Raw genomic sequence first — 21,466 nt, 5'->3', positions numbered from 1 at the left:
TCCCTGCCAGCTAGGCCGCGGCGGGGCACCGGGCAAGGGGCCGCGGCCCCGCCCGCGGGGCACCGATGCGGGCCGCCGTTCCGCCCGGTGCGCCACCTGCGAAACGCCCGGTCGCGGGTCGCGCCGGACGACGCGACAGCGTTCCGCACCGCGCCCGTCCGGGCAGACCTGCGTTCTTTTTCAAGCCTCTGCGCGCGACCAATAGGCGGCGGCGGTGAACTGGGTCTTGGTCAGGCCGCGGGCCAGCAGGTGGCTGCGCGCGGCACGGGTGCGCGCCGCGTCGGCCGCGAACCAGACATGCCCGCCCACGGGGTCCGGCATCGCCACAAGCGCGGCCATCAGGTCGTCGCAGCGCGTGACCCGCGGATCATCCGCCAGCGCGCCCAGGTCGGCCGCGTCACAGCACAGGACGGCGCTGGCCGTGCCGCGCGTCTCGGCCAGCATGCGGGTGATGGCGGGCATCGCGGTCTGGTCGCCGAACAGCCACAGCCGATCGGTGTCGGGACAGCTGCCGCCGCCGGGGCCGATGGCACCGACCTGCTGGCCCAGGGGCGCGCCCTGCGCCCAGTCACGGGTCGGGCTGCCCGGATGACAAAAGATGTCGAAATCCAGCCAGCCCGCCCCGTGATCCACCACGGTATAGACCGGCCGGTGCAGCGCGTCCGCCCCGTCGGGCCAGACGGTGCGTCCGCTGGCGGCCACGCGCGGCCAGATGGCCGCCCGCCCCGCCGGCGGCAGCAGCAGGCGAAAGTGATAACCGCCCTGCGCGAACTGCCCGGCCTGCGGTCCCGCCAGCCGCACGCGCAGGAACCCCGGCACGGGGCGCGACACCCCCGCCACCCGCAGCAGCGCAAGCCCCGGTGCCAGCGCGCCCGCATCAACATCGTCCCACGCGACCTCGACCCCCGCCTCGGCCAGGATCTCGGTCGCGCTGTCGCGCAGGATGCCGACCAGCCGGTCCTCGGGCGCCAGAAGGTCGATGCGCAACGCGTCGGCCTGGCGCGTCAGGCGCAGCTCGGACCCCCAGATCAGCAGGCTGAGACCCGCCTCGTCCTCGACCAGCGGGGCCTCCCACATCGCGGCCCGCGCCTTCAGCGCCGCGACCGCGGCCCCGCTGGCACGGGGGATCAGGCCTGTTCCGTGATGACTACGCAGATGCGACATGGGCAGGGTCCGTGGCTGGAAAGTCAAAAAGTCGGAAATATGAATTCGACAGCCGGATTGGCAGATTGACGAATCTGACAGAAAAGATCAGATACGCCCAAACGTGTCAATCCAGCAGGCCATCATGTCCGTAGAGCCCCGTATCTTCCTTCTGGCCGGTGCCAGCCTTCTTGCCCTGTCGTCCGGCGTGGCCTGGTCCCAGCAGGCCGCGGAGCCGATCCTGCTAGACGAGATCGTGCTGACAGCGTCCTCGGACGCGTCCGTCCAGGCGGACGGCTATGTCGGCGGACAGGCGCAGGTCGCCACGAAATCGAACACCCCCGTGGCCGAGACGCAGCAGTCGATCTCGGTCGTGACCAGCCAGCAGATCGAGGATCAGGGCGCGCAGACCTTGGGCCAGGCGCTGAACTACACCGCGGGCGTCGTGGGCCAGCCCTTCGGCGCGGACCCCCGTTTCGACAGCCCCACCGTGCGCGGCTTCGAAGCGCGCGGTTCGCAATACGTCAACGGCCTGCGCCAGTTGCGCGATTTCGGATCGCCTGCCTTCGAGGTCTATGGCCTGCAGCAGGTCGAGGTTCTTAAGGGCCCGAATTCGTCCCTTTACGGGGCCGGGTCGCCCGCCGGGATCATCAACCAGGTTCAGAAGCGCGCACAGGATTTCGATTTTTCGGAAGCGGGTCTGGGATATGACAGCAATGACAGCGCGCAGACCTTCTTCGACCTGAACCGCGTGGCAAGCCCGACCCTGTCCTGGCGCCTGACCGGCATCCTGCGCGACAGCAAGACGCAGATCCGCGAACTGACCAACGAACGCGGCTATCTGGGCGCGGCGCTGCGTTATGCGCCCGACGACGCGACGACCGTGGACGTGATCGCGTCCTATACCAAGGACGCGCCCATCTCGCCCCCCGGCGTACCCTTTGCGCTGACGCAGACCGGCGACGGCAAGGCCCTGCGCGACACCTATTTCGGAGAACCGGGCTTCGACGACAGCGACCGCGATATGGCGAACCTGGGCATCGAGATCAGTCACCAGATGGACAACGGCTGGACCCTGTCGCAGGGCTTCCGGGCCGAACGGTTCGACTGGACCTATACCGGACATTATGTCAGCGGCCTGACCGACGACGGCCTGTCGGTCACGCGGGGCGCGAACTTTCAGGACGAATCCACGACAGGCCTGAACCTGGACACCCGCCTGTCGAACAGCATCACCACCGGCAGCGTGACCCATGACCTGCTCTTGGGGTTGGACATCCGGCAGTACGATGCCGACACGACAACGCAGTTCTTCTTCGGCCAGCCCATCGACGCTTCCGACCCGGTCTATGGCGGGCTGCCTGCGACGTCGGCCTGGTACACCAGCATCTCCGACATCAGCCAAAAGCAGGTCGGCCTCTATGCCCAGGACGAGATCACCGTCGGCAACTGGCGCGGCAGCCTGGCCATCCGTCAGGATTGGACCGAACAGACGGGGACGAAGTTCACAAACTTTGACGGCGACACCCCCATCGACCAGTCCGACAGCGCGACCACGGGCCGGGTTGGCCTGGGCTATGTCCTGGCGAACGGCGTGATGCCCTATGCCAGTTATTCGACCTCGTTCGACCCGACCATTGGCATCGACGACACCACCGGAGAGACGCTGGACCCGACCGAGGGCAAGCAGTGGGAAGTTGGGGTCAAGTATCAGCCCGCGGGCTTTGACGGGCTGTTCAGCGCCGCCGTCTATGACCTGACCCAACAGAACCTGGTGCGCAACCTGGGCCAGGGGCGCCGCCGCCAGGTGGGCGAGGTTCGCTCCAAGGGGTTGGAGCTAGAGGCCACCGCCGCGCTGAGCGCCGCATGGGACCTGCGCGCCAGCTATGCCTTCAACGAGACCGAACAGAAGGGCGGCCCAGAGGACGGGCTGGAAATGCCCAACGCGCCGCGCCATCTGGCCAGCCTGTGGCTGGACCGCGATTTCGGGAACGGGCTGCGCGCCGGGGGCGGCATCCGCCATATCGGCGAACGCAAGGGCGATTTCGGGAACACGTTCGACCTGGACAGCGTCACCCTGGTCGATGTGGCCGCGACCTATACCCGCGGCAACATCGAGGCCAGCGTGACCCTGAACAACGTCACCGACGAGGTCTATCTCGCCAATTGCGGCTCCTTCGGCTGCTACTACGGCGAAGGGCGCAGCGTCGCCGCCAAGGTCGCCTACACGTGGTAGGGCGCGGGGCCATATCGCCCCGGCCCGACCGCCGCGCCTTTCTGACCGCCGCCGGCATCCTGCTGGCGGCGGGCCTGCCTTTGCGCGCAGGGGCGGGCCCGCGCCTGGCTGCGATTGACTGGGCGATGCTGGAGACCGCGACCGCCCTGGGCCACATGCCGGTCGCCGCGGCCGAGCTGATCCGCTTTCGCGCCGATGTGGGCGTCCCCGCCATCCCCGACACGGTCACCGACCTTGGCCTGCGCGGCGCGCCGAACTTTGAACTGCTTCAGCTGGTCCGCCCCACGCTGATCCTCAGCTCTCCCTATTACACCCGCTATCAGGCGCGGATGGAGGCGATCGCCCCGGTCCTGTCCCTGCCCTTCTATCAGCCGGGCGCGGCGCCGCTGCCCAAGGCGATGGACGCGCTGGACGCGCTTGCGCGGCAGATCGGCGATCCTGCCGCGGGCGGTCGGGCGCGGGCACGGGCCGACGCGCATCTGGACCGGCTGGCCGCGCGGGTCGCGCACCATGCCGACCGGCCGCTGGCGCTGGTCGATATCGGCGATGCGCGCCACCTGCGCGCCTTCGGCTTTGACAGCCTCTTCGGCAGCACCCTGACCCGCATCGGCCTGCGCAACGCCTGGTCCGAGGCGACGGCCTTCAGCTTCCTGGCCCCGGTTCCCCTTGAACGCCTGGCCGACATGCCCGACGCGCGGCTGGTCATCGCCGGCCCCATCCCGCCGCAGGCGCAGGGCGCGCTGTCCCGCAGCCGGCTGTGGCAGGCCCTGCCGCAGGTGGCGCAGGGCCGCGTGCATCACCTGCCGCGGATGAACGCCTTTGGCGGGGTGCCCGCCGCGCTGCGCTTTGGCGACCTGCTGGCCCGCGCGCTGGAGGCCTGAGGCGATGACGACCCGGACCCTTGCGCCCTGCGCGGCGCTAATCGCCCTTGCGCTGTGGCTGATGGCCGCGCGCACGCTGCCCCTGCCCGCCCTGCCCTGGGATCCGCAGGCGATGAGCCTGGATCAGATCCGCATGGCCTATGGCCTGATGCCGCGCGGGGTCATCGCGCTGCTGGCGGGGGCGATGCTGGGCCTGTCGGGCGCGATCCTGCAGGTGGTGCTGCGCAACCCGGTGGCCGATCCCACGACGCTTGGCATCAGCGCGGGCGCGCAGCTGGCACTGGTCCTGGCCACGATCCTGTCCCCGACCTTGCTAGAGGGCGGGCGCTGGCCCGTCGCCATGACGGGCGCGGGTGCCGCGGCGGCGCTGGTGCTGGCCATCGGCGCGCGGCGCGGCTTTCAGCCGGTGACGATGGTCATCGCGGGCATGCTGGTCGGGCTGACCGCCAGTGCGGTTGCGGGGGCGGTCACGCTGGCGCAGGGACAGTACCTGCTGTCGCTGGTCATCTGGAACGGCGGCTCGCTGGTCCAGCAGGACTGGTCGGGGGTCGCCGCGCTGGCCGGGGTGCTGGCCCTGGGTGGCCTGGCCGCAGCAGTGCTGGCCCGTCCGCTGCGCCTGCTGTCCCTGGGCGCCGAGGGCGCGCAGGGCCTCGGCCTGAACGTCGCCGCGATGCGGCTGGCGGCGGTGGCCGTCGCGGTCGTGCTGGCCGCGGCCGTGTCGGCGGAACTGGGGCTGATCGGCTTTGTCGGGCTGGCGGCGCCTGCCATGGCGCGCAGCCTGGGGGTGCGGACCATCCCCGGCCTGCTGGCCTGGTCGCCGGTCCTGGGCGCACTGATCCTGTCGATCTGCGACGGGCTGGTGCTGGCCCTGGCGGGCCTGGGGGCCGAGATGTTTCCCACCGGCGCGCTGACCGGGCTGGTCGGCGGGCCGCTGCTGATCTGGCTGCTGCCGCGACTGCGGGGCACATCCCCGCCCGGCGCGGAATCGGGCGACCGCCCTGCCCCGCGGCTGGCCCGTCCGGGGCCGCTGCTGGCGGCGATGGCGGCGGCCCTGGTCCTGGCGGGGCTGGTCCTGTTGTGGATCGGGCGGGTGCCGGGTGGCTGGGCGGTACTGGACCGCGCGAACCTGGCGGCGTTTGTGCCCATGCGCCTGCCCCGCCTGCTGGCGGCGGCGGCGTCGGGGGCGGCGCTGGCACTGGCCGGGGCGATCCTGCAGCGGCTGACCGCGAACCCCCTGGCCTCGCCCGAGGTGCTGGGCGTGTCGGGCGGCGCCTCGCTTGGCTATGCGGCGGTGGTCTTTGGCCTGGCCGCCCCTAGCGCGCTGGCGCTGGCGCTTGGGACGATGGCGGGGGGTGCGCTGGCGCTGGCGGTGCTGGTGGCCTTCACCGCGCGCCGCGACATGCCGGCGGAACGCGTGCTGCTGGCGGGCATCGCGGTGTCGGCCCTGGCCTCGGCCGTGCTGTCGGCGATGATGGCCGTGGGCGATGCGCGGGCCTGGGCGATCCTGTCCTGGCTGTCGGGGTCTGCGGCCGCCGTGCCGATGGCGGGGGCCGTCGCGCTGGCGGCCCTGGCCGTGGCCGTCTGGCTGGCCACGCTGGCCCTGCGCCGCTGGCTGGCGCTGCTGCCGCTTGGGGCGGGGGTCGCGCGCGGCCTGGGGCTGGGCCTGCCGCCCGCGCGGCTGGCGCTGATCGTGCTGGCGGGGCTGGCCACGGGGGCCGCGACGATGGTCACGGGACCTTTGTCCTTCGTCGGGCTGATGGCCCCGCATCTGGCCCGCCGCATCGGCCTGGCCCGCCCGGCCGACCACCTGACGGGATCGGCGCTGATCGGGGCGGGGCTGATGCTGGCCGCCGATTTCGGCGCGCGCATGGCGGGCTTTCCCTATGAACTGCCGCTTGGGCTGTTCGCCTCGCTGATCGGGGCGCCCTGGCTGATCTGGCTGATGACGAGGCATCGATGACGCTCTTTCACCTGTCCGGCCTGTCGGTCGACGTCCCAAGTCGCCGGCTGCTGGACGACATCACGCTGGACCTGCCCGCGGGCCGGGCGACCGCGCTGATCGGCCATAACGGGTCGGGCAAATCCACGCTGCTGCGCGCGCTGGCCCGACAGGTCCCGGCAGGCGGCACCGCCCGGTTCGAGGGGCGCGCCCTGGCCGACTGGCCCGCCCGCGACCTGGCCCGCCGCATGGCCTTCCTGCCCCAGACCACGCCCCCGGCCGATGGCATGCTGGTGCGCGAACTGGTGGCCCTTGGCCGCTATCCCTGGCACGGCGCCCTGGGCCGCTTCGGCCCCGCCGATCATGCCGCCGTCGCCCGCGCTCTGGACGAATGCGGGGTTGCGGGCTTTGCCGATCGGCTGGTCGACACCCTGTCGGGCGGCGAACGCCAGCGCGTCTGGCTGGCCATGATGGTCGCGCAGCAGGCGGGCACGCTGCTGCTGGACGAACCGATCAGCGCGCTGGACATCGCCCACCAGGTCGAGGTGCTGGCCCTGGTCGCCGCGATGTGCCACGACCAGGGGCGCAGTGCCGTCATCGTGCTGCACGACGTCAACATGGCCGCGCGGTTCTGCGACCATGTCGTGGCGCTGAAGGCCGGGCGGCTGGTCTGGCAGGGCGGCCCGGACGCCCTGATGCGCCCCGACACGCTGCACGACATCTATGGCCTGCCGATGCAGGTCCTGACCCGCCCCGACGGACGCCCCGTCGCCATCCCCGCCTGAGAGGCCGCATGCTGAAACAGTTCTTTTCCTACTATCGTCCGCATCTGGGCCTGTTCTGGCTGGATTTCGGCTGCGCGGTCGTCTCGGGTCTGCTGGAGCTGGCCTTTCCGCTGGCCGTCACCGCCTTCATCGACCACCTGCTGCCGCAGGGCGACTGGACGCTGACCCTGGCCGCGGCGGGGGGGCTGCTGGCGCTTTATGCGGTCAATGCCGGGCTGCTGACGGTGGTGATCTACTGGGGGCACAAGCTGGGCATCAACATCGAGACCGCGATGCGGGCCCGCGCCTTCGACCATCTGACGCGGCTGTCCTGGCGCTGGTACGACCGTGCGCGCACCGGCAAGCTGGTCGCCCGCGTCACCCGTGACCTGGAGGAGATCGGAGAGGTCGCCCATCACGGCCCCGAGGACGCCTTCATCGCGCTGATGACCTTCGTCGGCGCGTTCCTGCTGATGTTCTGGATCAACCCGCAGCTGGCGGTCATCGTGGCGCTGATCGTGCCGGCCATGCTGGCCCTGGTGATCGTCTATGGCGGGCGGATGACGGCGACCTGGCGCGCGATCTATTCCCGCGTCGGCGATTTCAACGTGCGCCTGGAGGAGACCCTGGGCGGCGTCCGCGTAGTGCAGGCCTTCGGCAACGAGGCGCATGAGAGCCATCTCTTCGCCGCCGACAACGCTCGCTATCGCCAGGCCAAGCTGGACGCGTACCGCGTGATGGCGGCGTCCAGCGCGCTGCAGTACATGGGCCTGCGGCTTGTGCAGGTCATCGTCATGGTCATGGGCGCGGGCTTCGTGCTGTCGGGCGAACTGACCACCGGCGGCTTCGTGGGCTTTCTGTTGCTGGTGGGCGTCTTCTATCGCCCGCTGGAGAAGATCGCCGCGGTGATCGAGACCTATCCCCGCGGCATCGCCGGATTCCGCCGCTATCAGGAGCTGCTGGCCACCGACCCCGAGATCGCCGACGCACCCGACGCGATCGACGCCCCCGCCCTGCGCGGCGACATCCGGTTCGAGGGGGTGGGCTTTGCCTATGACCCCGACCGCCCGATCCTGTCGGGGATCGACCTGGACATCCGCGCCGGAGAGACGGTGGCCTTCGTCGGCCCCTCGGGCGCGGGCAAGACCACGCTGCTGGCGCTGCTGCCGCGGTTCTACGAACCCAGCCAGGGGCGCATCGTCGTCGACGGGATGGACCTGCCCGCGATGCGCCTGCACAGCCTGCGCCGCCAGATCGGCCTGGTCAGCCAGGACGTGTTCCTGTTCGGCGGCACGCTGCGCGAGAACATCGCCTATGGCCGCCTGGACGCCTCGGACATGGAGATCGCGCAGGCCGCCGCCAAGGCGCAGCTGGCGCAGATGATCGAAGGCCTGCCGCAGGGCCTGGACACGGTCGTGGGCGAACGCGGGGTGATGCTGTCGGGCGGGCAGAAGCAGCGCGTGGCCATCGCGCGGGCCTTCCTGAAGAACCCGCCGATCCTGATCCTGGACGAGGCGACCAGCGCCCTGGACAGCCAGACCGAACGCGAGATCCAGTCGGCGCTGGACGCCCTGTCGGTCGGGCGCACGACGCTGGTGATCGCCCACAGGCTGGGCACGATCCGGAACGCCGACCGCATCGTGGTCATGGACCGGGGCCGCGTGGTCGAGATGGGCAGCCATGCCGACCTGCTGTCGCAGGGCGGCATCTATGCGGGGCTGGCGGCCTAGGTCCGGGCCTTAGCCCAGGGCATAGCCCACGCCGCGCACGGTGCGCAGCGGGTCGTCGCCGCCGTTCTTCATCAGCGCCTTGCGCAGGCGGCCCACATGCACGTCAATGGTGCGCGTGTCGACATAGATGTCGCGCCCCCAGACCCGGTCCAGCAGCTGTTCGCGCGTCCAGACGCGGCCCGGCTTCTCCATCATCGTGGACAGCAGCCGGAACTCCGTCGGGCCCAGATGCAGCGTCTGGCCGGCGCGGAACACCCGGTGTTCGGCGGCGTCCAGGATGATGTCCGCAAAGGTCAGCCGCTCGCCCATCGTGGCGGGGCGGGTGCGGCGCAGCTGGGTGCGCAGGCGGGCCAGCAGCTCGACGACGGAATAGGGTTTGACCACGTAATCGTCGGCCCCTGTCTCCAGGCCGCGGACGCGGTCGACCTCCTCGCTGCGCGCGGACAGCATGATGATCGGGATGTTGCGGGTCGCGGGATCGGCCTTGACCTGGCGGCAGACCTCGATGCCCGACACGCGCGGCAGCATCCAGTCCAGCACGATCAGGTCCGGCTGCTCCTCTGCCACCAGCAGCAGCGCGTCCTCGCCGTTGTCGGCCATGACCACGTCGAAACCCTCGGCCTCGAGGTTGTAATGCAGGACTTCGCGCTGTGCGCCCTCGTCCTCGACGACCAACACGCAGGGGGCCTGGCGCGCCATCCCTCAGACCTCCGCCGCGGGGGCCACGACGCTGCTGCTTTTCGGGCGCGCCTCGTCGGGCAGGTCGCCCGTGACCAGATAGACCACCTGCTCGGCGATGGACGTCGCATGGTCGCCCATCCGCTCGACGTTCTTGGCGATGAAGTGCAGGTGCATGCAGGGGGTGATGTTGCGCGGGTCCTCCATCATGTGGGTCAGGAACTCGCGGAACAGCGCGTTGTACATCTGGTCCACCTCCAGGTCGCGCTGACGCACGTCATGGGCCAGGTCGGCGTCGCGGCGGATATAGCTGTCCAGCGCGTCCTGCAGCATCCGGTTCACCGCCTGGCTCATCCGGCGCAGCGCCATGCCCGATCCGGCGATGGCGGGCATCTGGGACAGCACCTCGGTGCGCTTGGCCATGTTCTTGGCGTAATCGCCCACCCGTTCCAGCGAGGCCGAGATCTTCATCACCGCCAGCACCATCCGCAGGTCGGTTGCGGTGGGCGCGCGCAGCGCGATCAGGCGGGCGGCGTCCTCGTTGATCTGGATCTCCATCGCGTCGATGGCCTTGTCGCGGCGGCGGACCTGGTCGGCCAGCTCCTGGTCGCGCGTGTCCAGCGCGGTCGAGGCGTCGGTGATCGCGGCCTCGACCATGCCGCCCATCTTGACGACCATCGCCTGGATCGTCTCCAGGTCGCGGTCGAAGACCGAGGAGATATGCTTGTCGCGGTTCATGTCAGGTCCTTTCGATCAGCCGATCCGGCCCGAGATATAGGCCTCGGTCCGGCTGTCCCGGGGCTTCGTGAAGATGTCGTCGGTATCACCGTATTCGACCAGGTTGCCCAGATGGAAGAAGGCAGTCTTCTGGCTGACGCGGGCAGCCTGCTGCATCGAATGGGTCACGATGACCACGGAAAACTGCGTGCGCAGCTGCTCGATCAGCTCCTCGACCTGGCTGGTGGCGATGGGGTCCAGCGCGCTGCAGGGCTCGTCCATCAGCAGCACCTCGGGGGACGTGGCCACCGCGCGCGCGATGCACAGGCGCTGCTGCTGGCCGCCCGACAGGCCCGTGCCTGGCTCGGACAGGCGGTCCTTGACCTCGTTCCACAGGGCCGCGCCGCGCAGCGAGCGTTCGACGATCTCGTCCAGCTCGGCCTTGCCGCGGGCCAGGCCATGGATGCGCGGGCCGTATGCCACGTTGTCATAGATCGACTTGGGGAACGGGTTCGGCTTCTGGAAGACCATGCCGACCTTGGCGCGCAGCTGCACCGGGTCGATCCTGCGGTCATAGATGTCCTCGCCGTCGATGGTGATCCGGCCCGCGATCCGGGCACTGTCGATCGTGTCGTTCATGCGGTTGATGCAGCGCAGGAAGGTGGACTTGCCGCAGCCCGACGGGCCGATGAAGGCGGTGACGGTCTTGTCCAGGATCTCGACGTTCAGGTCTTTGATCGCCTGCTTCTCGCCATAGAAGACCTGCACGTCGCGTGCGGAAATCTTGATGTCCTGCTGGCTCACGGCGCTCTCCGATCGGATGGTGTCATACATGGTGGCTCTCCTGTGGGCCGATCACCAGCGGCGCTCGAACTTGCGGCGCAGAAAGATCGCCAGCAGGTTCATGCACAGAAGGAAGATCAGCAGGACGATGATGGCGCCCGAGGCGCGCTCGACAAAGGCCGGATCGCTGCGCTGCGTCCAGTTGTAGACCTGGACCGGCAGGGCGGATGCGGGATCGAACAGACCCTCGGGCGGGGCGGCGGGAAACTCGCGCACGAAGGCCACCATGCCGATCAGCAGCAGCGGCGCGGTCTCTCCCAGGGCCTGGGCCAGGCCGATGATCGTACCGGTCAGGATTCCGGGCGCGGCCAGCGGCAGGACGTGGTGGAACACCGTCTGCATGCGGCTGGCGCCGACGCCCAGGGCCGCGTCGCGGATCGAGGGCGGCACCGCCTTCAACGCCGCGCGGGTGGCGATGATGATGGTGGGCAGGGTCATCAGCGTCAGCACCAGCCCGCCCACGATGGGTGCCGATGCGGGCAGCCCCGCAAAGTTGATGAAGACGGCCAGGCCCAGGATTCCGAACACGATCGACGGTACCGCGGCCAGATTGGCGATGTTAACCTCGATCAGGTCGGTCCAGCGGTTCCTGGGCGCGAACTCCTCCAGATAGATCGAGGCCGCGACCCCGATGGGCACCGCCAGCACCAGCACCACCAGCATCATGTAGAGCGAGCCCAGGATCGCCACGCCCACGCCGGCCGATTCCGGACGCTGATCGGAGGCGTCGGGCAGGGTCATGAAGGCCCAGTTGAACCGCGTGACCAAGGTGCCGTTGTCGGCCAAGGCTTGGGCCAGCAACAATTGCTGGGGGGAGACATTGGAATCCCGTTCTGCCGTCTCGGCAGTGACGCGGCCCTTGAAATAGCCGTCGATGCGGCCGTTCACCAGGACGTTCACGTCCACCGTCTGCCCGACCAACTCGGGATCGGCCAGCACCCGATTGCGCAGCTGCGCCGAGGCATCGCGCGAGATCAGCTGATTTGCATCTCCGGAGCCCAAACCCTCGATCTCCAATCCGAGCGTTTCGATCTCGGTATCCAGCGCGCGGTCCAGCACCTGGCCATAGGACAGGGTCAGCACGCCCGCCATCTCGGCCGGGTCGCGGTTGCCCTTGGGGTCCAGCACCTGCGCATCCAGCGCCACGGGGAGAGATAGATAGGTCTGATAAAAGGCTCCTGTGCCATTGCGCACAATCGTGAAGACCAGCACTGCCAGCATCGTGCAGGCGATGACGATGGCCGTCAGCCCGTAGGCGCGGAACCGTTTCTCGGCGGCGTTGCGGCGGCGGGTGCGCGCGTCCTGGACATAGAGCGACTTGGCGCCGGTGGCGCGGGGATGATCGGTCATTCGTACTGCTCGCGATACTTGCGCACGATGATAAGCGCGATGACGTTCAGGCCTAGGGTGATGACGAACAGCGTCAGCCCCAGGGCAAAGGCCACCAGCGTCTCGGGCGAGGAGAAGTCGTTGTCGCCCGTCAGCTGGCTGACGATCTTGACCGTGATGGTGGTCATCGCCTCGAACGGGTTGGCGCTGATCGTGGCGGCGGCGCCGGCGCCCAGGACCACGATCATCGTCTCTCCGATGGCGCGGCTGGCGGCCAGCAGGATGGCGCCCACGATGCCCGGCAGGGCGGCGGGCAGCACGACGCTGCGCACGGTCTCGGACGGGGTCGAGCCCAGGCCCAGGGCGCCGTCACGCAGGCTCTGGGGCACAGCGTTGATGATGTCGTCGGAGAGCGAGCTGACGAAGGGGATCAGCATGATCCCCATGACCAGCCCCGCGGTCATCACCGACGACCCGGAATTGCCCAGGCCCAGGGGCTGCGCGATCCAGTCGCGCAGCATCGGCCCGACCGTCACCAGCGCGAACAGGCCATAGACGATGGTCGGGATGCCGGCCAGCACCTCGACCGCGGGCTTGGCGATGCTGCGCAGGCGGGGGCTGGCATATTCCGACAGGTAGATCGCCGCCAACAGGCCGATGGGCACCGCCACCAGCAGCGCGATGAAGCTGATGTACAGCGTCCCCCACAGCAGCGGCAGCATGCCGAGGCGCGAATTGCCCTCGAAGCGCGGCGACCATGTCGTGCCGAAGAAGAACTCCGTTACACTGTACTGGCGGAAGAAGCTGATCGTCTCGAAGATCAGCGACAGGACGATGCCGGCGGTGGTGGCGATGGCGATCATCGAACAGAAGATCATCAGGCCCAGCACCATCCGCTCGACCGAATTGCGCGCGCGAAACCCGCTATCAATCCGCGTCATGCCCCAGCCCAGGCCCGCAACGGATGCGCCAAGCGCAAGCAGACCGGCGACAGCGTTGGATCCTGCAGGGATTACCCCGGACATGCGTAGTCCGGACGCCAGAACCATAACGACCAACGTGGGAAGCATCACGGAAAGTGCCACGTTGTAGCCATGATATGTCGGGCGGCTGTGGAGGGTTCGGACATCGCTGCCACTGGCCGACAGGGCGCGACTGCGTCCGATATAAAATCCGGCCGTCGCCAGCAGGATTGCGGCCACTAGAGCCCAGGACATAGGCATCGGGAAACCTCAGGAATGGCGACGGAAAAAATGACAGATGTCTTGGAAAGCGAAGCCCAAGGTTGCACCGGCGCATTTCCATGCGCCGGTGCACGTGGCGATCACTGCATGGTGGTCTCGTCGGCCACGGCCTGCTGGACCGATGCCAGCTCGGGGTCCGAGACCAGGCCATAGGCGGCCAGCGGCCCGTCCGGTCCCGCGATCGCGTCCGAGACGAAGAATTCGGCGAATTCCTTGACGCCCGGGATGACGCCGATATGCGCCTTCTTCACATAGATGAACAGCGGCCGCGACACCGGGTACTCGCCCGAGGCGATCGTCTCGGTTGAGGGGGTGACGCCGGACATGGTCGCGACCTGCAGCGTGTCCGTGTTGTTCTCGTAGAAGGACAGGCCGAAGACGCCGATGCCGTTCGGCGACGACCCGATGCGGGCCAGCGTCTCGGTATAGTCGCCGTCGATGTCGACCGACCGGCCGTCGGTGCGCAGCGTCATGCAGGCGGCCTCGGCCTCCTCCTCGCCCAGCTCGGCGGTGAACACCTCCAGCGCGCCGCTGTCCTCGCAGCCCTGCGCGATCACCTTCTCGTCGAAGACTTCGCGCGTCCCGTGACGGGTGCCCGGTACGAAGGCCAGGATCTCCTGGTCGGGCAACTCGGGGTTCACCTCGTTCCAGTTGGCGGCGGTGTTGTCGACGATCGCACCGTCGCGCACGACCTTGGCCGACAGCGCATTGAACCAGTCGGCGGGGGTGAAGGCAAAACTGTTGCCCGACTGCGCGCTGGCGAAGACGATCCCGTCATAGCCGATGCGCACCTCCATGATGTCGGTCACGCCGTTGGCGGCACATTCCTCGACCTCGCTGTCGCGGATCTCGCGGCTGGAATTGGCGATGTCGATGGTGTTCTCGCCCACGCCCTCGCAGAAGCGGCGCAGACCGGTGGAGGATCCGCCCGATTCGATGACCGGGCTTCCGAAATCGAAATTCTCACCGAAGAGCTCGGCGACGATCGTGGCGTAGGGCAGCACGGTCGACGAACCCGCGACCTGCACCTGTTCGCGCGCGGCGGCTGCGGTGGCGGTCAAGGCCAGGACGGACAGGGCCGAAGCGGTTAGGCCAAAGGTCTTCATGCGTCTTCTCCTCAGGAGGTGATCGTTGCCCGGTGTGCCTACAGCAGTTTTGTGACGGTCATACGCAATCCGTGTGACAGTTCTGCGACAGCGCCCCGGCGGGCGGACCGATCATCCCGGGGTGACGCGCACCTCTCCCAGGGTCGGGTCGCTGCGCCGCGCGGCCATCTGCAAGCGGGCCAGCAGATGCGTGCGCACATAGGTGGCGTGGAACCGCGACGGCGCGACCAGATGCAGGACGCCCCCCTGCCCTTCCGCTGATGACAGCGGCGCGAACCAGGCGTCGAATAGCGCCGGGTCCTCGTCGCGCAGCCGCGCGCGGATCAGCGGCCAGGCCCCGTCCTGACCGCCCTCCTCCGCGGATGTGCCGTCGGGGCGGGGGAACGGCACGACGTTCGGCGGGTCGCCCGCCTCCTGCGCCTCCTCTCCCATGCGGGCGGTGAAATCCTCGCCGATGTTGGACCAGTCCGCTCGCGTGTCTAGCATGATGCGTTCCAGGCCCAGGCCCAGCACGGACACGCGGCCCCGCGCGCCCTGGCGCTTGACCACGATCCAGCCCGCTTCCCGCAGCCGCGCCATGTCGCGCTTGACGGTGCGTTCGTCCACGCACCACAGCCGCGCGATCTCGCGCTGACCCATGGTCAGCTCGTCGCGCTGCCAGTTGTAGCGGGTGGTGATCAGCGCCATCAGGCGCAGCACCAGGCGCTGGCGCTGCGGATCGCCCGCCAGCGCATGCGCCATCATCGCGGACAGCAGGTCGTATTTCCGTGCCGCGGCTTGCCTGCCGACGGGTCGCATCACCTGTATCATCGTTCCTGCCCGCCGGTCGCCCGGCACCCTGCCCCGGCCGCGCCGAGATCTTGTGCCGTCCCAAACGCCTTTCGCCACTCTGCAGGCATTAGCGTCCTGAAATACGATTCTGTCAAGCAGATCGCCCGCCCTCGGGCGGAAGGATCCAAAGGCAATCTTGAATCAGGGTATCAATGGTATATCGGGACATCCTATGCGTCCCCTATTCAGGCGCCCGTGTCCCCCAATTGGCGGGGGTTCGACGGATCATGTCCCCCAATATCCGCCCCCTGCCCCGCCAGGTCGTGGCCTCCGTGCCACCTTGGCGCGCGGCGATTCGCCAGCAGGGGCTGGATTTCCGCATTTCGTGCTATCAGTGAACAAGGCTTTTGCCAAAAGCGCAAATCCGGCGTAAAAGCAGGAACAGAAGCAATCAGCGTCCTTGGAAACCGACACAACATGTATACGCACGACGACCTTGCCCGTCTGCAGGCCCAGTCCCTCAAGATGCAGGGCTGGATTCGCCGCCAGACCTTCAGCCCCGCCAACGAGAAGACGCTGCGCCGCTTCTCCTCTTGGGAGGTGGCCGAGCTGATCTTCCGCATCAACCAGTCGACCTTCCGCGGCAAGCTGGCGGCGGACCCGAACCTTCCCCTCGGGGAAGTCGAGGAGGACGGGCGCCAGCGCTGGTTCAGCCTGGAGGAGGTGAACGAGCTGCGTCGCCGCATCCGCGTGGGCAAGAAGTCCCTGATGCCGCCCCGCCCCGCCGGCAAGCGCGCCTTCCGCGCGGCCATCGCCAACTTCAAGGGCGGTGCGGGCAAGTCGACCGTGGCGCTGCACTTTGCCCATGCGGCGGCGCTGGACGGGTACCGGGTCCTGGTCGTCGACTTCGACCCGCAGGCGACCCTGTCTCATTCGATGGGCCTGAACGACGTGGGCGAGGATCACACGGTCTGGGGCATCATGGCGCGCGACCTTGAGCGCGAGACAGACCGCATGAACACCGCCAGCGCCGGGGCCGAGACAGGGACCGCCCTGCCCCATCGCAAGCTGCCCGCGTCGATCCGCGACATGGGTCTGGGCACGCTGCGGCCCGCGGACTTCATCAAGCCGACCGCCTGGCCCACGATCGACATCGTCCCCAGCTGCGCGAACGCGGCCTTTGTCGAGTTCGCCAGCGCCCAGTACCGGCACCTGAACCCGGAATGGACCTTCTTCGGGGCCGTATCGCGTTTCCTGGACAGCCTGGCGGACGATGCCTATGACCTGATCCTCTTCGACTGTCCTCCGGCCATCGGGTACCAGTCGATGAACGCGGTCTTTGCCGCAGACATGCTGTATATCCCGTCCGGCCCCGGCTATTGGGAGTATGACAGCACGACCAGCTTCATCGGTCAGTTGGCCGAGGCGCTGGAGGATCTGTCCCACGGGTTCGAGAACTTCCCCACGGGGAAGATCAGGTTGCCCAAGGCATTCGCCGACATCCGGTTCCTGATGACGCGATACGAGCCGTCGAACGAGCTGCACCAGGCGATGTTCGCGGCCTTTCGGCAGGTCTTCGGGGATCGGCTGGCGCAGAACCCGATCGAACTGACCCGCGCGGTCGAGCAGTCGGGCCGGTTCCTGTCGTCGATCTATGAGATCGATTACCGAGAGATGACGCGGGGGACGTGGCGCCGGGCACGGGCGACCTTCGATCAGGCCTATGAGGAATTCCGCGGCCACGTGCTGACCGCCTGGACCGAGCTGGAGGACGCGCAATGAGCCGCAAGCGCCGGATGTTCGACATCGACATTCCCGAGGACGACGCCGAAACCGGCTTCCCCGCGGGGAAGGTCCAGCCCGACGGCCGTCGCGGCCCCATGGCTGCCGCCATCAGCGAGACCGCGGAATCGACCCGCGACCGCGCGGTCATCGAGGCGCAGATCCGCGCCGAGAACGATGCCCTGGCGCAGGAGCATGTGCGGCTGAAGCGGGCAGGGCTGATCACCGACCTGATCCCGCTGGACATGATCGACACGACCAAGCTGATCCGCGACCGCAAGCCGGTCGCCGATTTCGACATGGCGGAGCTGGTCGCCTCGATCCGCGACATCGGCCTGTCGAACCCGATCCGGCTGGAGCCGTCCGAGGGTGGGCGTTACGAGCTGATCCAGGGGTGGCGGCGGCTGTCGGCCTATCGCCAGCTGCTGGAGGAGACGGGCGATGCCGAGGCCTGGGGCCGGATCCCCGCGGGCATCGCCGCGCGCGGGGACCAGCTGGAGGCGCTGTACCGCCGCATGGTGGACGAGAACCTTGTACGCAAGGACATCTCTTTTGCCGAGATGGCGCAGCTGGCGGTGCATTACGCGATGGACCCGCTGACCGCGGAGAACGATGCGGAAAAGGCCGTGGCGATCCTGTTCCGGTCGGCGGGCTATCAGAAGCGCAGCTATATCCGGAACTTCATCCCGCTGGTCGAGCGCTTGGGCGAGGTGCTGATGTATCCGCAGGAGATCCCGCGCGCCCTGGGCCTGTCGCTGTCGCAGCGGTTGGAGGAGGTGCCGGGCCTGGTCACGGCCATCCGGACCGAGCTGAAGGACTGGGACACGCGGTCGATCACCGACGAGCTGGCCGTGCTGCGCCGCTATGCGGGGCAGGGGGGTGAGGCGCTGCCCGAGGGACCCGCACCGCGGACCGCCCCACCCGCACCGCCGTCGACCGCCAAAGCCAAGACGACCTTCCAGCTTGCGCGCCCGCAGGGCAGCGCGAAATGCACCGCCGCCAATGGTCGCCTTGAGATCCGCCTGCCGCGGGACTTCTCGACCATCGACCGGCGCAAGCTGGAGGCGGCCGTGGCCGCCATGCTGGACCAGATCGAGTGACCTTCCCCGCGGGGAAGGGCGGGGGCCCTTTCCCGCGGCCAGCACCTTCCCCGCGGGGAAGGTGCGACACAAACCATTGATATATATACCTATAGCACATCTACCTGACCCTGTGTCGATGTCTGTTGCAGATCGTGCAATCCCGTCGTAGCACCAAGGCCGACCCCCAACGGTACCAAGGCGCCCGGCATGCCCCCCAGTGATTCCCCGATGCGCGGCATCGCGTTGAAATGCATCAGCGTGACCGTGTTCACCCTGATGGCCGCGCTGATCAAGGCGACCGCCGACAGCGCCCAGATCCCGCCGGGGCAGCAGGTGTTCTTTCGGTCGTTCTTCGCCCTGCCGGTCATCCTGGGCTGGCTGGTGCTGCGGTCGGAACTGCGGGTCGGCCTGCTGACCGCGAACCCGATGGGGCACCTGTATCGCGGGCTGGTCGGGACGACGGCGATGGCGCTGAACTTCTGGGCGCTTGGCCTGCTGCCTTTGCCCGAGGTGACGGCCATCGGCTTTGCCGCGCCCCTGCTGGTCGTGGTGCTGGCCGGAATGTTTCTGGGAGAGAACGTCCGGGCCTTTCGGCTTGGCATGGTCGGGCTGGGGCTGGCCGGGGTGCTGATCGTGCTGTCGCCGCAGCTGCAGGCGGGGACGGCGGGCGACCCCTTGCGGATGCTGGGCGCGGTCGTGGCGCTTGGCGGGGCAGGGGCCGCGGCACTGGCGCAGATCTTTGTCCGCCAGCTGGTCCAGGTGGAGCGGACATCGGCGATCGTCTTCTGGTTTTCGGTCACCTCGACGGGGCTGTCGCTGCTGACGCTGCCCTTCGGGTGGGTGATGCCGGGGGCCTGGGTGCTGGCGCAGCTGGTCACCACGGGACTGCTGGGCGGGCTGGGGCAGATCCTGCTGACCTCGGCCTATCGTCATGCCGATGCGTCGGTGGTGGCGCCGTTCGACTATGTCGCGATGATCTGGGCGGTGGCCCTGGGCTGGTACGTGTTCGGCGAGGTGCCAAGCGCGGTGGTGATCGGCGGGTCCGGCCTGGTGATCCTGGCGGGCATCCTGATCATCTGGCGCGAACACAGCCTGGGGCTGGAACGCCGCCGTCAGCGCAAGGCCACGCCCCCGGCCTGAGGCGCCGACAGGCTGCCCACCACGGCGACCAGGTCGCGGAAGCGTTCGCCCTGGACCAGCACGTGATCGGTCATCGCCTGTGCCGCGCCGCAGGCGTCGCCCGCCGCGATGGCCGCGGCGATCTGGCGGTGTTCGGCCAGCGAATTGGCGACGCGCCCCGGCGATTGCAGCTGCCGGCGGCGATAGGGTTGCAGCACCGCCTGCAGGCGCAGGGTCTCGGTTTCCAGAAAGGCGTTGTGGGCGGCGCGATAGATCGCCTGATGGAAGGCGGTGTTTTCGGCATAGTACCGGTCGGGGTCGTGGCGCGCGCCTTCGCAGGCGGTCAGGGCGGTGTCGATGCGGGCCAGGTCCTGCGCATCGGCGCGCCTGCAGGCCAGCCGCGCGCAGAAGGATTCCAGCTCGGCCATCAGCTCGAACCGGTCCATCAGCTCGGGCACGCCCAGCTTGGCCACGAAGGTCCCGCGTTTGGGCTGCACGATCAGCAGGCCCGACGCCTCTAGCGCCTGCAGCGCCTCGCGCACGGGGGTGCGCGAGCAGCCATAGTCGCGCGCGACCTGGTCGGGGTCGATCTGCTGGCCGGGGGTCAGGCGGCCGTCCACAATGGCGTTTTCCAGGGCAAGGCGGATGCGCTGTGCGGTGGGAAGGGTCATGTCGGCACCTGTTCTGTCCTGCATTTCACCGCAGCGGTTGCAAAAAGTCCATCATCGCCGTTGTTGTATACAACAGAAGTGAATTAGTGTATATCACTGCGGGGGAGGATCATCATGGGCAAGCAGAGACTGGGATTCCTGTCGGACTTCGTCGAGGCGATCACGCGGCGCAAGCGCGGCGGCGAGGCCGAGACGCTGAAGGCGCTGGCGCGCCCCGCATCCGAACGCGCGCGGGTGGCCTGTGCGGTGCTGATGGGGCGGATCGGGGATGCGGCGCGGGTCGCGGTGGCCGAGCAGGCGCTGTCGGCCTATGCCGAGCTGGACGCCGAGGAGCGGCTGGCGTTCTTTCGCAGCCTGCGCGACGATCACGGGGTGGATGCGGAGGCGATCCGGACGGCCTATGCCGCGTGGGACCTGCAGCCCGATGCGGCAGGCGTGGCGCGCCTGTTCGAAGTGGTCGAGCCTGCCCGTCAGACCCTGCTGCGCCGGTTAAACATGGCGCCGGGGGCCACGCTGCGGCTGGTGCGGATGCGCCAGGACCTGCTGGCCGCGATGCGCGCCGACCCGGACCTTGCGCCGATCGACCAGGATTTCGCGCATCTGCTGGCCAGCTGGTTCAACCGCGGTTTCCTGACCATGCGGCGGATCGACTGGAACGCGCCTGCCGCGATCCTGGAAAAGCTGATGGAATACGAAAGCGTCCACCAGATGCAGGGCTGGCCGGACCTGAAGCGCAGGCTGGCCGACAATGACCGCCGTCTGTATGCGTTCTTCCATCCCGCCACCGGGGACGAGCCGCTGATCTTCGTCGAGGTCGCGTTGACTCAGGGCATGCCCGACGCGATCGGCCCGATCCTGACCGCGCCGGATGCGCGCGAACCGGCGGCGGCGGACACGGCCGTCTTCTATTCGATCAACAACAGCCTGCCCGGATTGAAGGGTGTCAGCTTCGGTAACTTCTTGATCAAGCAGGTGGTGGCGCAGCTGTCGGCGGACCTGCCCGAGTTGCGCTGCTATGTGACGCTGTCGCCGGTGCCGGGCTTTGCCGCGTGGCTGGCCACGCAGGACGACGCGGCCGAATTGCGCGGCGCGCTGGCCGGGGGCTGGGACGATGACGCGGTGGACGCGCTGCGCCCGCAGGTCCTGGCGTGGGGCGCGCGCTATATCGCCCAGGCCAAGGCGCGGGGCGGGCTGCCCGCCGATCCGGTGGCGCGGTTCCACCTGGGCAACGGGGCCTGCGCGCATCGGCTGAACTGGCCCGCCGACCTGGCACCTTCGGCGCTGAAATCGGCGCATGGGCTGATGATCAACTATCTGTACGAACTGGACCGGATCGAGGACCGGCACGAGGCCTTCGTGCGCGACGGCGAGGTGGCGCTTGGCGCCCAGATCGCCGAGGCGCTGAAGGCGTGACGACATTGAGGGAGGAGA

At 68.7% G+C, this 21,466-nt stretch carries 18 protein-coding genes; 9 read left to right on the top strand and 9 right to left on the bottom strand.

What is annotated here, in order from left to right; all coding sequences use genetic code 11:
* Positions 1-180 precede the first annotated feature (180 nt).
* Complete coding sequence (locus tag LZ686_RS13995; RefSeq protein ID WP_349548187.1) at positions 181-1,164, bottom strand: siderophore-interacting protein; 984 nt, start codon at positions 1,162-1,164, stop codon at positions 181-183.
* Between the two features lie 124 nt (positions 1,165-1,288).
* Here LZ686_RS13995 and LZ686_RS13990 point away from each other — a divergent pair, with 124 nt between their 5' ends.
* Genes LZ686_RS13990 through LZ686_RS13970 form a run of 5 tightly spaced genes read left to right on the top strand, consistent with a single transcriptional unit; the run spans position 1,289 to position 8,693 of the window.
* Positions 1,289-3,379, top strand: a complete 2,091-nt coding sequence (locus tag LZ686_RS13990) for a TonB-dependent siderophore receptor (RefSeq protein ID WP_349548186.1) — start codon at positions 1,289-1,291, stop codon at positions 3,377-3,379.
* A complete protein-coding gene (locus tag LZ686_RS13985) occupies positions 3,373-4,260 on the top strand; it encodes an ABC transporter substrate-binding protein (RefSeq protein WP_349548185.1) in 888 nt (295 codons plus the stop codon). The genes LZ686_RS13990 and LZ686_RS13985 overlap by 7 nt, the downstream gene beginning before the upstream one ends.
* Before the next feature lie 4 nt (positions 4,261-4,264).
* Complete coding sequence (gene fhuB / locus LZ686_RS13980) at positions 4,265-6,220, top strand: Fe(3+)-hydroxamate ABC transporter permease FhuB (RefSeq protein WP_502922013.1); 1,956 nt, start codon at positions 4,265-4,267, stop codon at positions 6,218-6,220.
* Positions 6,217-6,984, top strand: coding sequence for an ABC transporter ATP-binding protein (locus tag LZ686_RS13975; RefSeq protein WP_349548184.1), 768 nt, complete (start codon positions 6,217-6,219; stop codon positions 6,982-6,984). Before fhuB ends, LZ686_RS13975 begins: the two co-directional genes overlap by 4 nt.
* Before the next feature lie 8 nt (positions 6,985-6,992).
* Entirely contained in the window at positions 6,993-8,693 is a 1,701-nt protein-coding gene (locus tag LZ686_RS13970; protein ID WP_045982985.1) for an ABC transporter ATP-binding protein, read from the top strand.
* A 9-nt stretch (positions 8,694-8,702) separates the two neighbouring features.
* Here the strand turns inward: LZ686_RS13970 and phoB are convergent, their stop codons facing one another.
* The 7 genes from phoB to LZ686_RS13935 form a co-directional block, all read right to left on the bottom strand.
* A complete protein-coding gene (phoB, locus tag LZ686_RS13965; protein ID WP_045982986.1) occupies positions 8,703-9,392 on the bottom strand; it encodes a phosphate regulon transcriptional regulator PhoB in 690 nt (229 codons plus the stop codon).
* Between the two features lie 3 nt (positions 9,393-9,395).
* The gene (gene phoU, locus LZ686_RS13960; protein ID WP_045982987.1) at positions 9,396-10,109 is read right to left on the bottom strand and encodes a phosphate signaling complex protein PhoU; all 714 of its coding nucleotides are present in this window, start codon (positions 10,107-10,109) and stop codon (positions 9,396-9,398) included.
* Between the two features lie 15 nt (positions 10,110-10,124).
* On the bottom strand, positions 10,125-10,922 hold the full coding sequence (gene pstB, locus LZ686_RS13955) for a phosphate ABC transporter ATP-binding protein PstB (protein ID WP_045982988.1): 798 nt from the start codon (positions 10,920-10,922) through the stop codon (positions 10,125-10,127).
* Between the two features lie 21 nt (positions 10,923-10,943).
* A complete protein-coding gene (gene pstA, locus LZ686_RS13950; RefSeq protein WP_045982989.1) occupies positions 10,944-12,281 on the bottom strand; it encodes a phosphate ABC transporter permease PstA in 1,338 nt (445 codons plus the stop codon).
* Positions 12,278-13,483 (bottom strand): phosphate ABC transporter permease subunit PstC, encoded by a 1,206-nt coding sequence (gene pstC / locus LZ686_RS13945; protein ID WP_349548183.1) that lies wholly within the window; start codon positions 13,481-13,483, stop codon positions 12,278-12,280. The genes pstA and pstC overlap by 4 nt, the downstream gene beginning before the upstream one ends.
* 101 nt (positions 13,484-13,584) lie before the next feature.
* Positions 13,585-14,610 (bottom strand): substrate-binding domain-containing protein, encoded by a 1,026-nt coding sequence (locus LZ686_RS13940; RefSeq protein ID WP_127899551.1) that lies wholly within the window; start codon positions 14,608-14,610, stop codon positions 13,585-13,587.
* 111 nt (positions 14,611-14,721) lie between these two features.
* On the bottom strand, positions 14,722-15,408 hold the full coding sequence (locus tag LZ686_RS13935) for a DnaA N-terminal domain-containing protein (protein WP_349548250.1): 687 nt from the start codon (positions 15,406-15,408) through the stop codon (positions 14,722-14,724).
* 450 nt (positions 15,409-15,858) lie between these two features.
* On the opposite strand from LZ686_RS13935, the gene LZ686_RS13930 reads away from it, so the two are divergent.
* The 3 genes from LZ686_RS13930 to LZ686_RS13920 all read left to right on the top strand — a co-directional run bounded on the left by LZ686_RS13930 (position 15,859) and on the right by LZ686_RS13920 (position 19,385).
* Positions 15,859-17,163 carry an AAA family ATPase gene (locus tag LZ686_RS13930; protein ID WP_045982993.1) on the top strand — a complete coding sequence of 435 codons (1,305 nt, stop codon included), beginning with the start codon at positions 15,859-15,861 and terminating at the stop codon, positions 17,161-17,163.
* On the top strand, positions 17,160-18,263 hold the full coding sequence (locus LZ686_RS13925) for a ParB/RepB/Spo0J family partition protein (RefSeq protein WP_252928817.1): 1,104 nt from the start codon (positions 17,160-17,162) through the stop codon (positions 18,261-18,263). Before LZ686_RS13930 ends, LZ686_RS13925 begins: the two co-directional genes overlap by 4 nt.
* A 189-nt stretch (positions 18,264-18,452) precedes the next feature.
* Complete coding sequence (locus LZ686_RS13920) at positions 18,453-19,385, top strand: DMT family transporter (protein WP_045999855.1); 933 nt, start codon at positions 18,453-18,455, stop codon at positions 19,383-19,385.
* Here LZ686_RS13920 and LZ686_RS13915 read toward each other — a convergent pair.
* Positions 19,358-20,035 (bottom strand): GntR family transcriptional regulator, encoded by a 678-nt coding sequence (locus LZ686_RS13915; RefSeq protein ID WP_045999854.1) that lies wholly within the window; start codon positions 20,033-20,035, stop codon positions 19,358-19,360. The two genes, LZ686_RS13920 and LZ686_RS13915, sit on opposite strands and share 28 nt — an antisense overlap.
* A 114-nt stretch (positions 20,036-20,149) precedes the next feature.
* Here LZ686_RS13915 and LZ686_RS13910 point away from each other — a divergent pair, with 114 nt between their 5' ends.
* Positions 20,150-21,448 carry a malonyl-CoA decarboxylase domain-containing protein gene (locus tag LZ686_RS13910; protein WP_349548182.1) on the top strand — a complete coding sequence of 433 codons (1,299 nt, stop codon included), beginning with the start codon at positions 20,150-20,152 and terminating at the stop codon, positions 21,446-21,448.
* Positions 21,449-21,466 lie beyond the last annotated feature (18 nt).

Origin of the sequence: Paracoccus sp. NFXS7 (genome assembly GCF_040148865.1) — a bacterium.
GTDB classification, from domain to species: domain Bacteria; phylum Pseudomonadota; class Alphaproteobacteria; order Rhodobacterales; family Rhodobacteraceae; genus Paracoccus; species Paracoccus marcusii.
Note: the sequence above shows the minus strand (reverse complement) of the source record. Positions and strands in the feature narration are given on the sequence as shown.

Excerpts from the sequence above, each read along its gene's own strand:
- LZ686_RS13995 (WP_349548187.1), bottom strand. The coding sequence starts at position 1,164 with ATGTCGCATCTGCGTAGTCATCACGGAACAGGCCTGATCCCCCGTGCC.
- LZ686_RS13990 (WP_349548186.1), top strand. The coding sequence starts at position 1,289 with ATGTCCGTAGAGCCCCGTATCTTCCTTCTGGCCGGTGCCAGCCTTCTT.
- fhuB (WP_502922013.1), top strand. The coding sequence starts at position 4,265 with ATGACGACCCGGACCCTTGCGCCCTGCGCGGCGCTAATCGCCCTTGCG.
- LZ686_RS13975 (WP_349548184.1), top strand. The coding sequence starts at position 6,217 with ATGACGCTCTTTCACCTGTCCGGCCTGTCGGTCGACGTCCCAAGTCGC.
- LZ686_RS13970 (WP_045982985.1), top strand. The coding sequence starts at position 6,993 with ATGCTGAAACAGTTCTTTTCCTACTATCGTCCGCATCTGGGCCTGTTC.
- phoB (WP_045982986.1), bottom strand. The coding sequence starts at position 9,392 with ATGGCGCGCCAGGCCCCCTGCGTGTTGGTCGTCGAGGACGAGGGCGCA.
- phoU (WP_045982987.1), bottom strand. The coding sequence starts at position 10,109 with ATGAACCGCGACAAGCATATCTCCTCGGTCTTCGACCGCGACCTGGAG.
- pstB (WP_045982988.1), bottom strand. The coding sequence starts at position 10,922 with ATGTATGACACCATCCGATCGGAGAGCGCCGTGAGCCAGCAGGACATC.
- pstA (WP_045982989.1), bottom strand. The coding sequence starts at position 12,281 with ATGACCGATCATCCCCGCGCCACCGGCGCCAAGTCGCTCTATGTCCAG.
- pstC (WP_349548183.1), bottom strand. The coding sequence starts at position 13,483 with ATGCCTATGTCCTGGGCTCTAGTGGCCGCAATCCTGCTGGCGACGGCC.
- LZ686_RS13940 (WP_127899551.1), bottom strand. The coding sequence starts at position 14,610 with ATGAAGACCTTTGGCCTAACCGCTTCGGCCCTGTCCGTCCTGGCCTTG.
- LZ686_RS13935 (WP_349548250.1), bottom strand. The coding sequence starts at position 15,408 with ATGCGACCCGTCGGCAGGCAAGCCGCGGCACGGAAATACGACCTGCTG.
- LZ686_RS13930 (WP_045982993.1), top strand. The coding sequence starts at position 15,859 with ATGTATACGCACGACGACCTTGCCCGTCTGCAGGCCCAGTCCCTCAAG.
- LZ686_RS13925 (WP_252928817.1), top strand. The coding sequence starts at position 17,160 with ATGAGCCGCAAGCGCCGGATGTTCGACATCGACATTCCCGAGGACGAC.
- LZ686_RS13920 (WP_045999855.1), top strand. The coding sequence starts at position 18,453 with ATGCCCCCCAGTGATTCCCCGATGCGCGGCATCGCGTTGAAATGCATC.
- LZ686_RS13915 (WP_045999854.1), bottom strand. The coding sequence starts at position 20,035 with ATGACCCTTCCCACCGCACAGCGCATCCGCCTTGCCCTGGAAAACGCC.
- LZ686_RS13910 (WP_349548182.1), top strand. The coding sequence starts at position 20,150 with ATGGGCAAGCAGAGACTGGGATTCCTGTCGGACTTCGTCGAGGCGATC.